This window comes from Burkholderia reimsis (assembly GCF_003294055.1).
GTDB lineage: Bacteria > Pseudomonadota > Gammaproteobacteria > Burkholderiales > Burkholderiaceae > Burkholderia > Burkholderia cepacia.
In genome coordinates this window covers 51,742-65,546 of record NZ_QMFZ01000015.1, presented here as the reverse complement: position 1 = coordinate 65,546, position 13,805 = coordinate 51,742, and the positions used below count along the sequence as shown (strand labels likewise).

The 13,805-nt window shown below is 66.8% G+C and carries 14 protein-coding genes; 1 reads left to right on the top strand and 13 read right to left on the bottom strand.

The features are described from left to right. Nucleotides 1-36 precede the first annotated feature (36 nt). The 7 genes from trpA to DPV79_RS42145 form a co-directional block, all read right to left on the bottom strand. A complete protein-coding gene (gene trpA, locus DPV79_RS18695) occupies nucleotides 37-852 on the bottom strand; it encodes a tryptophan synthase subunit alpha (RefSeq protein WP_042974247.1) in 816 nt (271 codons plus the stop codon). 41 nt (nucleotides 853-893) lie between these two features. Next, on the bottom strand, nucleotides 894-1,748 hold the full coding sequence (locus tag DPV79_RS18690; protein ID WP_021158728.1) for a DNA-methyltransferase: 855 nt from the start codon (nucleotides 1,746-1,748) through the stop codon (nucleotides 894-896). 9 nt (nucleotides 1,749-1,757) lie between these two features. Next, a complete protein-coding gene (trpB, locus tag DPV79_RS18685; protein WP_027791145.1) occupies nucleotides 1,758-2,951 on the bottom strand; it encodes a tryptophan synthase subunit beta in 1,194 nt (397 codons plus the stop codon). Between the two features lie 55 nt (nucleotides 2,952-3,006). Further along, nucleotides 3,007-3,708 carry a phosphoribosylanthranilate isomerase gene (locus DPV79_RS18680; protein WP_042974244.1) on the bottom strand — a complete coding sequence of 234 codons (702 nt, stop codon included), beginning with the start codon at nucleotides 3,706-3,708 and terminating at the stop codon, nucleotides 3,007-3,009. Further along, nucleotides 3,705-4,517, bottom strand: a complete 813-nt coding sequence (gene truA, locus DPV79_RS18675) for a tRNA pseudouridine(38-40) synthase TruA (protein WP_048022073.1) — start codon at nucleotides 4,515-4,517, stop codon at nucleotides 3,705-3,707. The genes DPV79_RS18680 and truA overlap by 4 nt, the downstream gene beginning before the upstream one ends. Continuing rightward, nucleotides 4,517-6,652 (bottom strand): motility hub landmark protein FimV, encoded by a 2,136-nt coding sequence (locus DPV79_RS18670; protein ID WP_113046124.1) that lies wholly within the window; start codon nucleotides 6,650-6,652, stop codon nucleotides 4,517-4,519. Before DPV79_RS18670 ends, truA begins: the two co-directional genes overlap by 1 nt. A gap of 411 nt (nucleotides 6,653-7,063) precedes the next feature. Next, on the bottom strand, nucleotides 7,064-7,264 hold the full coding sequence (locus DPV79_RS42145) for a hypothetical protein (RefSeq protein ID WP_133295684.1): 201 nt from the start codon (nucleotides 7,262-7,264) through the stop codon (nucleotides 7,064-7,066). Nucleotides 7,265-7,498: 234 nt separating this feature from the next. On the opposite strand from DPV79_RS42145, the gene flgE reads away from it, so the two are divergent. After that, nucleotides 7,499-8,743: a flagellar hook protein FlgE gene (gene flgE / locus DPV79_RS18665; protein ID WP_048022078.1), complete on the top strand. Its 1,245-nt coding sequence runs from the start codon at nucleotides 7,499-7,501 to the stop codon at nucleotides 8,741-8,743. A 105-nt stretch (nucleotides 8,744-8,848) separates the two neighbouring features. On the opposite strand, the gene asd is transcribed toward flgE, so the two are convergent. From asd to leuC, 6 genes are all read right to left on the bottom strand, one after another. Continuing rightward, a complete protein-coding gene (asd, locus tag DPV79_RS18660; RefSeq protein ID WP_027791140.1) occupies nucleotides 8,849-9,970 on the bottom strand; it encodes an aspartate-semialdehyde dehydrogenase in 1,122 nt (373 codons plus the stop codon). An 81-nt stretch (nucleotides 9,971-10,051) separates the two neighbouring features. Then, nucleotides 10,052-10,171 (bottom strand): hypothetical protein, encoded by a 120-nt coding sequence (locus DPV79_RS18655; RefSeq protein WP_021158720.1) that lies wholly within the window; start codon nucleotides 10,169-10,171, stop codon nucleotides 10,052-10,054. A gap of 98 nt (nucleotides 10,172-10,269) precedes the next feature. Continuing rightward, on the bottom strand, nucleotides 10,270-11,337 hold the full coding sequence (leuB, locus tag DPV79_RS18650) for a 3-isopropylmalate dehydrogenase (RefSeq protein ID WP_021158719.1): 1,068 nt from the start codon (nucleotides 11,335-11,337) through the stop codon (nucleotides 10,270-10,272). 76 nt (nucleotides 11,338-11,413) lie between these two features. After that, complete coding sequence (gene leuD / locus DPV79_RS18645; RefSeq protein ID WP_021158718.1) at nucleotides 11,414-12,064, bottom strand: 3-isopropylmalate dehydratase small subunit; 651 nt, start codon at nucleotides 12,062-12,064, stop codon at nucleotides 11,414-11,416. Nucleotides 12,065-12,132: 68 nt separating this feature from the next. After that, complete coding sequence (locus DPV79_RS18640; protein ID WP_021158717.1) at nucleotides 12,133-12,279, bottom strand: entericidin A/B family lipoprotein; 147 nt, start codon at nucleotides 12,277-12,279, stop codon at nucleotides 12,133-12,135. Between the two features lie 3 nt (nucleotides 12,280-12,282). Next, nucleotides 12,283-13,692 carry a 3-isopropylmalate dehydratase large subunit gene (leuC, locus tag DPV79_RS18635; RefSeq protein ID WP_021158716.1) on the bottom strand — a complete coding sequence of 470 codons (1,410 nt, stop codon included), beginning with the start codon at nucleotides 13,690-13,692 and terminating at the stop codon, nucleotides 12,283-12,285. Nucleotides 13,693-13,805: the final 113 nt, after the last annotated feature.

The following is a 13,805-nucleotide window of genomic DNA, read 5'->3' as shown; positions in this document are numbered from 1 at the left end:
GGGCCGACCGGCCCGTTCCCGCTTCCTGTGTTGTGTTTATCGCGCCGTCTTGCCCGCGCCGTCCAGGGCGGCGCGCAGCTCGGCAATGAAAGTCTTCAGCGCGGCGGCGGCACCCTCCGGCGCAGCGCTTTCGAGCAGCTGCACGAGGCGGCTGCCGATCACGACCGCGTCCGACACCTCGGCCACCGCGCGCGCCGTTTCGGCGTCGCGGATACCGAAGCCGACGCCGACCGGAACCGGCACGCGCGACTTGATGGCCGGGATTTTACCCGCAATGCTCGAAACATCCAGATTTCCTGCGCCGGTCACGCCCTTGAGCGACACGTAATACACGTAGCCGCTCGCGATCTTGCCGACGTCGGCGATACGTTCGTCGGTCGACGTGGGCGCGAGCAGGAAGATCGGATCGATCTGCGCGGCGCGCATTTTCTCGGCGAACACACCCGCCTCTTCCGGCGGATAGTCGACGACGAGCACGCCGTCGACACCGGCCGCCTGCGCTTCGGCCGCGAACGCGTCGACGCCCATCCGCTCGATCGGGTTCGCATAACCCATCAGCACGACGGGCGTTTTGGGGTCGGTTTCGCGAAAGCGCTTCACGTCGGCGAGCACGCTCTTCAGCGTGACGCCGCGCGCGAGCGCGCGCTCCGACGAGCGCTGGATCACCGGGCCGTCGGCCATCGGGTCCGAGAACGGCACGCCGAGTTCGATCACGTCCGCGCCGCCTGCGGCGAGCGCGTGCATGAATTCGACGGTTTTCGCGGGATCGGGATCGCCGGCCGTGATGAACGGGATCAGGCCCTTACGGCCTTGTTCGGCGAGCGCGGCGAAGGTTTGCTGAATACGGGACATGGCAATTTTTCCTCAATGCTTCGGCGACGCGGCGGCGCGATTCACGCGCACGCCGGCGCAGCGAGCGCGTTCACACGCTCGTGCGCGATCGCACAATAGCTTTCGTTGATCTCGTAGCCGACGAAGTCGCGCCCCTGCCGTGCGCAGGCCACCGCGGTCGTGCCGCTGCCCATGAACGGATCGAGCACGCGGCCGCCCGGCGGGCAGCTTGCGAGCACCATCCGCTCGATGATTTCCAGCGGCTTCTGGGTCGGATGATCGACGCGCTCCGCGTGCTGCCGGTGCAGGCGCGAGACCGACCAGACGTCCTTCGGGTTGTAGCCCATCTCCAGCCACTTGCTGCCTTCGAACAGCTTGCGCGAGCGGGCCTTCTTCGTGTCGGCGTCGTACGGGATGCGGACCGGATCGAGATCGAAGTAATACGCCCTGGAAACCGCGAAAAAGCCGATGTTGTCGTGCACCGACGTGAAACGGCGCGTCGTGCCGCCCATGCTCGGCACGCGCCGGTCCCAGATGATCTCGTTGACCATCGTGAGTTGCGTCTTCAGGAAACTGAAGATTTCCGGCGCGTACTGCCACGTGCAGAAGATGTACATCGACCCGCTCGGCTTCAGCTTCGGAATCGCGAGCTCGAGCCACTCGCGCGTCCACGCGAGAAAGTCGTCGCCCGAACGCTTGTCCGAGTCGTTGCCGTAGTCCTTGCCGAGCCCGTACGGCGGATCGGCGACGATCAGGTCGATCGACGCGTCCGGCAGGTGCGCGGCATCGGTCAGGAAATCGCGGTTGTGCAGTTCGATCCCGGACGGCAGCGCGCGCGGCACGGCGGCGGCGGGTTGAACCGCCGCCCCCGCCTCGCTCGCGGCACCGCCGCCCGGTTCTTCGATCAGGTCACGCATCGGTCGGGGTCAGAGCTCGATGCCCGATCGCTCGGCGACCGTGTGCATGTCCTTGTCGCCGCGGCCCGACAGGTTGACGAGCAGGATCTTGTCCTTCGGCAACGTCGGCGCGAGCTTCACGCCGTACGCGATCGCATGGCTCGACTCGAGCGCGGGAATGATCCCCTCGATCCGGCAGCAGTCGTGGAACGCCTTCAGCGCCTCCTCGTCGGTAATGCCGACGTACTGTGCGCGGCCGCTGTCCTTCAGCCATGCGTGCTCGGGGCCGACGCCCGGATAGTCGAGGCCCGCCGACACCGAATGCGTCTCGATGATCTGGCCGTTGTCGTCCTGCAGCAGGTAGGTACGGTTGCCGTGCAGCACGCCCGGGCTGCCGGCGATCAGCGACGCCGCGTGATGGCCCGTGTCGAGGCCGTCGCCGGCCGCTTCGACGCCGATCAGCTGCACCGACGTGTCGTCGATGTACGGATAGAAGATGCCCATCGCGTTCGAGCCGCCGCCGACGCAGGCGATCACCGCGTCCGGCTGCCGGCCCGCGAGCTCGGGCATCTGCACCTTGCACTCGTCGCCGATCACGCGCTGGAAGTCGCGCACCATCATCGGGTACGGGTGCGGGCCCGCGACCGTGCCGATGATGTAGAACGTGCTTTCGATGTTCGTGACCCAGTCGCGCATCGCTTCGTTCAGCGCGTCCTTCAGCGTGCGCGAACCCGATTCGACCGGCACGACCGTCGCGCCGAGCAGCTTCATCCGGTAGACGTTCGCGGCCTGGCGGCGCACGTCTTCCGAGCCCATGTAGACGACGCACTCCATCCCGAAGCGGGCGCAGATCGTCGCGGTCGCGACGCCGTGCTGGCCGGCGCCCGTCTCGGCGATCACGCGCTTCTTGCCCATGCGCTTCGCGAGCAGCGCCTGGCCGATCACGTTGTTGATCTTGTGCGCGCCCGTGTGGTTCAGGTCCTCGCGCTTCAGGTAGATCTGCGCGCCGCCGAGCGTCTCGCTCCAGCGCTGCGCGTGATAGATCGGCGACGGGCGGCCGACGAAATGCTTCAGCTCGCGCTCGAATTCGGCGACGAAATCGGGATCGTTCTGGAATTTTTCATACGCCGCGCGCAGTTCGTCCAGCGCGTGAATCAGCGTCTCGGCGACGAACACGCCGCCATACGGGCCGAAGTGGCCGCGGTCATCAGGAAGGTTGTACATGGTGTCTCTCTCGATCGGTCGGGGCGCCCCGCTTTCGGGGCCGCGCCGGCTTGCATCACCCGGCGTCCGCTTCGCGCACCGCGCGTACGAACGCCGCCATCCGGGCGTGATCCTTCACGCCCTTCGCGCCCTCCACTTCGATGCCACTCGAGACATCGACAGCAAACGGACGCAACTGGCGAATCGCATCACCGACGTTTTGCGCGCTCAAGCCACCACTCAAAACGGCCCGATGCGCGAGCTCTGCGGGAATAAGAGACCAATCGAAGACCTTGCCGCTACCGCCGTAATCCGGCACCAGGGTGTCGAACAGGAGGCCGCGCGCTTTCGAATAATGAAGTGCCGATTCTACCAAATCGGCACGCTGCGTCGAGGGGCCGACGCGCACCGCGCGCAACCACGGCAGGCGGGCCGCGCGGCCGAGCGCGTCGCACTGTTCCGGCGTCTCGTCGCCGTGGAACTGCAGCAGCGTGAGCGGCACGTCGCGCACGACGGCTTCGATCTCGGCTTCGGTCGCGTTCACGAACAGCCCGACCACCGACACGAACGGCGGCGCGAGGCGCGCCAGCTCGGCCGCCTGCGCGATCGTCACCGCGCGCGGGCTCTTCGGGTAGAACACGAGGCCGATCGCGTCGGCGCCGAGCGCCGCCGCGTGCAGCACGTCCTCGGGACGCGACAGCCCGCACAGCTTGATACGCGTGCGCGGCGGCAGGCCGGCCGCGGCGGGAGTCGAAGGAGACACGGCGTGATCCGTCATGGTTGAGGGTCCAGGTCGGCCCAGACGCTGCTCCACGGCACGCTGCCGAGCTGCGCGGGCGGGACGGCGAATTCCGCCGGGTAGCCGACGTGGGCGAGGTACAGCCCGTCGGCCATGAACGTGGGCGCCGCGAGAGTGCGGTCGCGCCCGGCCAGCACGTCGGCAAGCCAGTCGGCCGGATAACGGCCGCGGCCGACCGCGACGAGGCAGCCCATCAGGTTGCGCACCATGTGGTGCAGGAACGCGTTGGCGCGGAACCGGAAATGAATGAAATGGCCCACGCGCCGCACGTCGATCTGGTACAGGTGTTTGACCGGTGTCTTCGACTGGCATTCCGACGACCGGAACGACGAGAAGTCGTGCTCGCCGATCAGGTGCGCGGCGGCGGCGCGCATCGCGTCGTCGTCGAGCGGCGTATGGATCCAGCCCGCGCGCCCCGCCAGCATCGGCGAGCGCACGGGATGCACGTACAGCGCGTAGTAATAGGTGCGCTCGAACGCCGAGAAACGCGCGTGAAACGTCTCCGGCATCGGCTTCGCCCATTGCACCGCCACGGTCGGCGGCAGGAACGCGTTGGTCCCGCGCACCCACGAGAACACCTCGCGATCCAGGTCGGTATCGAAATGCACGACCTGCCCGAGCCCGTGCACGCCCGTGTCGGTCCGCCCGGCCACCGTCGTATGCAGCGGCACGCGCGCGAACTCGGCCAGCGCGTGCTCGAGCCGGTCCTGCACGGTCTTGCCGTGCGGCTGCGCCTGCCAGCCGCAGAACGCCGCGCCGTCGTACTGAATGCCGAGCGCGATCCGCATCACGCCTCGTCCGCCAGTTTCGCGAGCAGCGCACGCGCATCGTCGCGCGTCGCGGTGTCGTTCGCGTCGACCACTTCCTGCAGCAGCGTCCGTGCGCCGGACAGGTCGCCCAGCTCGACGTATTCGGTCGCGAGGTCGAGCTTGTTGCGCGCGATGCGGGCAAGTTCGCCCGGCGTCAGCGCCGGCAACGCGGCGCCCGGCGTCGACGGAAGATCCAGATCGAAGTCGAGCTTCAACGCGCCGAACTGCGCGCCGCCGAGCGGCGGCAGCGACGACGTCGCGAACGGGCTGCCCGCCTGGCCGGCTGGCGTCGCCGCGTCCGGATCCCAATCGAACTCGTCATCCTGATCGGCCGGATGTTCGGGGGCCGGATCGATCGCGCCAATCGGAAGGCGCGGGTCGGCTTGACCGTTAGTTGCAACCTGATCGATGTCGGACTGCGTTGCCTTCGCGGCAGACTCGTCCGTCGCCAGCGACGGCTCGTCCTGCGTGCGCGGCGGCAGCGGCATGTCGAGGCTGTTGAGCGCGCTGATCGCGTTCTGCATCAGCGCCGCGTGCTGCGTTTCGGCGGCCGCAGGTGCGATCGGCGTCTCGGCAGGCTGCTCCGCAGGCTTTTCGGCAGCGATCTTCTCTACCGGCTCGGCATCGTGCGGAGCCGGAGCCGCCTCGCTCGCGGTCGGCACTACGGCGTGCGCGGCCGGTAATTCGGGCTGCTCGTCATGCGGCGGCACCACTTCCGGCGCCGGCGGCACATCCGTGTCAGGCGCCTCGACCGTCTCCGCCGCTGCGGCAGTGGCCGCGGCAAGGCTCAAGTCGGAAGCCGCGTCGCGTGCGACCGGCATCTCGGGCCGGATCGGCAGTTCCGGCTCGAAGGACGGCGCGGCGTCGGCTTCTGCCGCCGCAGCCCCGGCCCCGCCCGCGGCGACCGCAGCAGCCGTCGCGCTCGTACCCGCATCACCCGTTTCTTCCGCGCGCCGGCCCTTCCGGCGCTTGCGCCACGCAAAACCCGCGGCGAGGACGATCACGGCCGCACCGGCCACCGCGGCCGGACGCCAGTCCATCTGCCCGGTACTGCGCGCAGGTGCCGCCACCGGCGCGGCCGGTTGCGCGGGCGCCGATACCGATGCCGGCTGGACTGCGCTGGCAGCAACGCCGGACGCGGCTTCGCCTGCCGTCGGCGCGGCAGCGGACGCGCCCGTATCGTTCGCGGCCGGACGCGGCGCAACAGGTGCCGGCGCCAGCGCCGGCGTGACCTCGTTCGTCGTGGCCGGCTTGCCGATGCCGTGCTTCTGCAGTTCCATCAGCACGCGGTTCTTCAGCGCCAGCAGTTGCTGCAGGCTCGACGGCCGCGGCTGCGACGCGCCTGTGGCGGGCGCCGCGCCGGCCGGTTCGTTCATGCCCGAAACCTGGCTGCCCGCAACAGGCGGAAGCGCGGCGCCACTCGCGGACGACGGCACCGACTGGATCGCGCCGCTCCACACATGCGGACCGCTTGCACCGGCAACGGGCGCCGCCGGCTGCGTGCTTTCGACGGCCGATGCGCCGTGTGCCGTCGAAGCGCCGAGCGATGCCGCCGCACCGGCGGCCGTCGCGACGCTCGCACCGCTCACCGGAGCCGCATGCACGGCCGGCGCCACCGGCGCGAATGGCACGGTCGCCGCCGGGGTCGACCCCGGATGCGGCGCCGACGCACCATGCTGCGCGACCGCCGTGCCGCCGGATGCCGCCACGGGCGCGGACGCTGCCGTCGTACCCGATGCACCGGATGCACCGGCCGGCACGAGTGCCGCGCCTGTCGCATCGAGCGCCGGCACGGTCAGCGTCGCGCCGACTTTCAGGCGGCTCGCGTCGTGCTTCATGAACGCCTGCGGATTGGCGTCGAACAGCGCGCGGCCGGCGCGCGCGAGCACACCGGGATCGCGCGACTGCGTGGCCGCTTTCGCGATGTCGTTCAGCGACTGGCCGGGCTGGACCGTCACGGTAAGCGGCACTGCACCGCCGGCAGCGGACGCCGGCAGTTCGCCGGTGCCAGCCGCCCAGGCCGATGCGGTTGCGCCGAGCGCCAGGATCGCCAGCGCGCCACGCACGGCGCGCGACAGACGGGACTGACGCGGAAACAAGGAAATTCGGGACATCGTTGGCTCTATCGCCGCGCGCGGGCGCGGCTCGGATTCGCGGTTGAAAGCGTCAATAAAGTTGCCGCAGAAATGCAAAAGCGTCGCGTTGAACGCGACGCTTTCGGCGGGTCTGTGCGTCGTAACCGCGTAGTTTACTTCACGTGATCGGGTTCGGGCCGAATTCGTCGCCGATGGGTGCAACCGGCCACGTTCGCGCGTCCGCGCCCCCGCCGGCCGGGCCGCTCGAATGCCCGGGTTCACACGGTGCGACCAGCGTTCCCGATCGATCGGAAGCACACCTCCCTCAACTGAAAAACACCCGGCCGCATCCCGTCCCGAACGAATGGCGCGCCCCTTGCCGCTCACCCGGCGGCCTGCCCACTCCGGGGCTCGATGCCGCGCCACGACCGCGAAATCGGGCACGTTTGCTCAATAAATCGCGCCACCTGCCGTTAATGAATTAGCAATATCCAATAAAAACAAATCCCGCCGATCCCCCAATCCATTCAAATAAATTTCAATTGATCGATAAGAGGCCAATTCCCCTCTCTTATCGTCGGATTGGACATTACCACCCCCAAACCCCCGCCGCACAAGGATTCCAAGCCTTACCCCCGTTTCATTGCTCATACGAAATCGATCATTTCTACAGCAATTCAATTACATTACACAAAATTACACAGATCGAATAATTGCCGTCGTTACGATCGTCTTCAAACAAGAATCGGCGCAGTTCGACCATCGCGCACGCACCTGCCGGAAAGGCGGGCACGCGCGTGGCCGGGCTGACGTCGTGAGGTGCCAGGGAGGCATCGCGCAGTCGCACGACTGCATCTACTCACCAGCTCGTTACGGGGATCGAACATGGGCTATCAGCAGGGTTTGAGCGGGTTGGCCGGCGCGGCGAACCATCTCGACGTGATCGGCAACAACATCGCGAACGCAAACACGGTCGGCTTCAAGCAGGGGCGCGCGAACTTCGCCGACATGTACGCGAATTCGGTCGCGACGTCGACCAACACGCAGATCGGCATCGGCACGCGGCTCGCGTCGGTGCAGCAGCAATTCGGCCAGGGGACGATCAACACGACGAAGTCGTCGCTCGACATCGCGATCAACGGCAACGGCTTCTTCCAGATGTCGAACAACGGCGTGACGACGTACTCGCGTGACGGCGTATTCCACCGCGACAAGAGCGGCGCCATCGTCGATTCGCAAAACCGCAACCTGATGGGCTATGCGGCAGGCCCGGGCGGCGCGATCAATACCGCGGCGACCGTGCCGCTGCAGGCGCCGACCAACAACATCGCCCCGCAGGCGACGACGAAGATCACCGGCCAGTTCAACCTGAATTCGCAGGACAAGGTGCCGGCCAAGACGCCGTTCAACCCGGGCGACAACACCACGTACAACTACAATTCGTCGATCCAGGTGTACGACACGCTCGGCGGCTCGCAGCAGGTGTCGATGTACTTCACGAAGAACGCGGCCGGCACCTGGCAGGCCTACGCGGGCGTGCAGGGCCAGACGCCAACGAATCTCGGCACCGTCACGTTCGACACATCGGGCCGGATCACCTCGACGACGTCTGCCGCCACCGGCCAGCCGACGCCGAGCCTCGGTCAGTTCGCGTTTTCGATCCCCAACGCGTCGGGCGGCGCCAATCCGCAGAACCTGACGCTCGACCTGGGCGGCACGACGCAGTTCGGCGGAAAGAGCGGCGTGACCAACCTCGCACAAGACGGCTTCGCGAGCGGCACGCTGACGACGTTCTCGATCGGCACCGACGGCAAGCTGACCGGCAACTACTCGAACGGCCAGAGCGCGGTGCTCGGCCTGATCGCGCTCGCGAACTTCAACAACCCGAACGGGCTCGAGAACATTGGCGGCAATCAGTACGTGGAAACCGCCGCGTCGGGCGTGCCGCAGATCTCCGCGCCGGGCAGCACGAACCACGGCACGCTGCAGGGAAGTGCGCTGGAAAACTCGAACGTCGACCTGACGACCGAGCTCGTGAACCTGATCAAGGCGCAGCGTGATTACCAGGCCAATGCGCAGACGATCAAGACCCAGCAGACCGTCGACCAGACGCTGCTGAACATGCGCTGACGCGCACATGAAAAACGCGCCGCGCCGGCCTTGATATCGTCAAGGCCGGCGCGGCGCGCCATCTTGTGCAACGCGGCCCGCGCATCGCGGGCCGGACACACGAGCTTACTTGTCGAGCAGGATGCGCAGCATGCGGCGCAGCGGCTCGGCCGCACCCCACAGCAGCTGGTCGCCGACCGTGAACGCCGACAGGTATTCGCCGCCCATCGCGAGCTTGCGCAGGCGGCCGACCGGCACCGTCAGCGTGCCCGTGACGTTCGCCGGCGACAGGTCGCGCATCGACGCTTCACGCTCGTTCGGCACGACCTTCACCCAGTCGTTCGCCGACGCGAGGATGCCGTTGATCTCGTCGAGCGGCACGTCCTTGTTCAGCTTGATCGTCAGTGCCTGCGAATGGCAGCGCATTGCGCCGATCCGCACGCACAGGCCGTCGACCGGAATCGAACCCGGCTCGCCCATTGCCGGCTTGCCGAGGATCTTGTTGGTTTCCGCGCCGCCCTTCCACTCTTCCTTCGACATCCCGTTGCCGAGATCCTTGTCGATCCACGGGATCAGCGAGCCGGCGAGCGGCACGCCGAAGTTGCTGGTCGGCATCGCGTCGCTGTTCATCGCGGCCAGCACGCGGCGGTCGATGTCGAGGATCGCGGATGCCGGATCGGCGAGCTGCTCCTTTACCGCGCCGTTCAGCGTGCCCATCTGCGACAGCAGTTCGCGCATGTTCTGCGCGCCCGCGCCCGATGCGGCCTGGTAGGTCATCGCCGTCATCCAGTCGACGAGGTTCTCGCGGAACAGGCCGCCGAGCGCCATCAGCATCAGGCTGACCGTGCAGTTGCCGCCGATGAAGTTCTTCGTGCCCTTGACGAGCGCGTCCTTGATCACGTCGAGGTTGACCGGATCGAGGATGATGACCGCGTCGTCCTTCATCCGCAGCGACGATGCCGCATCGATCCAGTAGCCGTTCCAGCCCGCCGCGCGCAGCTTCGGGAACACGTCGTTCGTGTAGTCGCCGCCCTGGCACGTGATGATCACGTCGCACTTCTTCAGCTCGTCGACGTTGGTCGCGTCCTTGAGCGTAGTCTCGTTTTTCGCGAACGACGGCGCTTTGCCGCCCGTGTTGCTGGTGCTGAAAAACACCGGTTCGATCAGGTCGAAATCGCCCTCTTCCTGCATGCGCTGCATCAGGACGCTGCCGACCATGCCGCGCCAACCTACGAGACCTACGTTCATGACTAACCCTTTGATGGAGCTTCCCCGCCATTTCCGTCCCCGGTGTGACCGCGCGGGGAAATAGGCGGGCACGACGGACGATCAGCGTTTAATGATCGTTTTCGTGGTAATGGTTTTCGTGATGACGATGGCGCGCGCACCCGCACGGGCAATGTTGCCGTGGAGTTTCAAGACCGGGGAGATCAGGGAAATTTGCGCCATCGTTCGAGTCTACACAAAGCCGGTTGCCCGCACAACGGCCAACCGCGCGCGAACCGGCCGATTTCGCGGCCCGTTCGCGCCCTTTCTACTTGCTTGCGTTACAGCGCCGCGACCACCGCGTCGCCCATCGCCGTCGTGCCGACCTGCTTGCCACCCGGCGTCGCGATATCGCCCGTGCGGTAGCCCTGTTCGAGCACCGTTTTCACCGCGCGCTCGATGCGATCGGCCTGCTCCGCACGATTCAGCGAGTAACGCAGCATCATCGCGGCCGACAGGATCGTCGCGAGCGGGTTCGCGATGCCCTTGCCCGCGATGTCCGGCGCCGAACCGTGCGACGGTTCGTACAGGCCCTTGTTGTTCTTGTCGAGCGACGCCGACGGCAGCATGCCGATCGAGCCCGTCAGCATCGACGCTTCATCCGACAGGATGTCGCCGAACATGTTGCCGGTGACGATCACGTCGAACTGCTTCGGCGCCTTCGCGAGCTGCATCGCCGCGTTGTCGACGTACATGTGCGACAGCTCGACGTCCGCGTACTCCTTCGACACGTCGATCATGATGTCGCGCCAGAACTGCGACGTTTCGAGCACGTTCGCCTTGTCGACCGACAGCAGCTTCTTCGCGCGCTTGCGGGCCGCCTGGAACGCGACGTGCGCGATACGGCGCACTTCCGGTTCCGAATAACGCATCGTGTCGAAGCCTTCGCGTTCGCCCGCGAACAGGCCGTCCGGTGCGGCACGCACGCCGCGCGGCTGGCCGAAGTAGATGTCGCCGTTCAGTTCGCGCACGATCAGGATGTCGAGGCCCGCGACCAGCTCCGGCTTCAGCGGCGACGCATCGACGAGCTGCGGGTAGCAGATCGCCGGGCGGAAGTTCGCGAACAGCTCGAGATGCTTGCGCAGCCCGAGGATCGCCTGCTCGGGGCGCAGCGCGCGCTCGAGCGAGTCGTACTTCCAGTCGCCCACGGCGCCGAACAGGATCGCGTCGGCCTCCTTCGCGAGCGCCAGCGTCGCGTCCGGCAGCGGATGACCGCTTGCCTCGTAGCCCGCGCCGCCGACCGGCGCCTGTTCGAGTTCGAACTTCTCGTCGAGTGCGTTCAGCACCTTCACCGCTTCATTGACGATTTCCGGACCGATGCCGTCGCCGGGCAGCACTGCAATCTTCATGCGAAATTCCTGACTGGATAGGTTTTATGAGGCAGGCCGGCGAGCGCGCCGCCGGCGCGCCCGCCCGAAAGGCACGTCAGCCGACCAGCTTGGTATTGAGCCACGGCTGCTTCACGAGGCGCTCGGCCTCGAACTGGCGAATCTTGTCCGCGTGGCGCAGCGTGAGGCCGATGTCGTCGAAGCCGTTCAGCAGGCAATACTTGCGGAACGCGGCGATCTCGAACGGATATTCGCGGCCGTCGCCCGCACGCACGACCTGTGCGTCGAGGTCGATCGTCAGTTGAAAACCGTTGAACGCCGCCGTCTCGTTGAACAGGTGATCGACCTGCTGCTCGGTCAGCACGATCGGCAGCAGCCCGTTCTTGTAGCAGTTGTTGAAGAAGATGTCCGCGAAGCTCGGCGCGATGATCGCGCGGAAGCCGTACTGCTGCAGCGCCCACGGCGCGTGCTCGCGCGAGCTGCCGCAGCCGAAGTTCTTGCGCGCGAGCAGCACGGATGCACCCTGGTAGCGCGGCTGGTTCAGCACGAAGTCGGGATTCAGCGGGCGCTTCGAGTTGTCCTGGCCCGGCTCGCCGTGATCGAGGTAACGCCATTCGTCGAACGCGTTCGGACCGAAGCCCGTGCGCTTGATCGACTTCAGGAACTGCTTCGGGATGATCGCGTCGGTGTCGACGTTCTCGCGATCGAGCGGCGCCACGACGCCGGTATGCACAATGAATTTTTCCATGATCCGTCTATCCGGTTGAAGGGCCAGCGTTCAGCCGGCGCACATCGACAAATTCTCGGCGGGACTCGTCACTCCGCGGCGCGCTTCAGCGCATTGCCGGCGGCGTTGACGTCCTGCCCGAAGCCCTGGACGGTATTGCAGCCCGCAAGGCCGAAACCCAGCCCCGCCAGCGCCAGCGCGGCAACCAGCCGCGCGATGACCTTCGATGCCGTCACGCGTCACCCCAGCTTGCGAATGTCGACGAAGTGACCTTCGATGGCCGCGGCCGCCGCCATCGCGGGGCTCACGAGGTGCGTGCGACCGCCCGCGCCCTGCCGGCCTTCGAAGTTGCGGTTCGACGTCGACGCGCAGCGCTCGCCCGGATCCAGCCGGTCGGCGTTCATCGCGAGGCACATCGAGCAGCCCGGCTCGCGCCATTCGAAACCGGCATCCGTGAACACCTTGTCGAGCCCTTCGCGCTCGGCCTGCGCCTTCACGAGGCCCGAGCCCGGCACGACCATCGCGAGCCGCACGTTCGACGCGACGCGACGGTTCAGCTTCTTCACGACGTACGCCGCTGCGCGGATGTCCTCGATGCGCGCGTTCGTGCACGAACCGATGAAGATCTTGTCGACCTTGATCGACTCGATCGGCGTGTTCGGCTCGAGCGCCATGTAGGCCAGCGCACGCTCCATCGCGTCGCGCTTGACCGGATCCTTCTCGCGTTCGGGATCGGGCACGCGACCGTCGATCGACGTGACCATTTCCGGCGACGTGCCCCACGTGACCTGCGGCACGATCTCGGCCGCGTTCAGCTCGACCACGCGATCGAACTGCGCGCCTTCGTCCGACTTGAACTGACGCCAGTATTCGACGGCCTGATCCCATTCCGCGCCGGTCGGCACGAACGGACGGCCCTTCAGGTAATCGATGGTCGTGTCGTCCACCGCGACCATGCCCGCGCGCGCGCCGGCTTCGATCGCCATGTTGCAGACGGTCATGCGGCCTTCCATCGTCAGCGCGCGGATCGTCGAGCCGCCGAATTCGATCGCGTAGCCCGTGCCGCCGGCCGTGCCGATCTTGCCGATGATCGCGAGCACGATGTCCTTCGCGGTACATCCGCGCGGCAGCGCACCCTCGACCTTCACGAGCATGTTCTTGCTCTTCTTCTGCAGCAGGGTCTGCGTGGCGAGCACGTGCTCGACTTCCGACGTGCCGATGCCGTGTGCGAGCGCGCCGAACGCGCCGTGCGTCGACGTATGCGAATCGCCGCACACGATCGTCATGCCCGGCAGCGTCGCGCCCTGCTCCGGCCCGATGATGTGGACGATGCCCTGGCGCACGTCGTTCATCTTGAACTGCGTGATGCCGAACGCATCGCAGTTCGCGTCGAGCGTGTCGACCTGCAGCTTCGAGACGGGATCGGCGATGCCGTGGCTGCGATCGGTGGTCGGCACGTTGTGGTCCGACACGGCCAGGTTCGCGCTGATGCGCCACACCGGACGCTGCGCGATCTTCAGCCCTTCGAATGCCTGCGGGCTCGTGACTTCATGCAGCAGCTGACGGTCGATATAGAGCAAAGTCGTGCCGTCTTCCTCGGTGTGGACCACGTGGGTGTTCCACAGTTTGTCGTAGAGAGTCTGTGCCATGGGTATGCGGGGTCGTTGTGACTACAAGCCTTGCGGATGCGGTCGATTATGCCACGCAGAACGCGTCACGGCGCGGGCCGCACGCGAAAAAACCCATTAAAAACAGTGGTTTG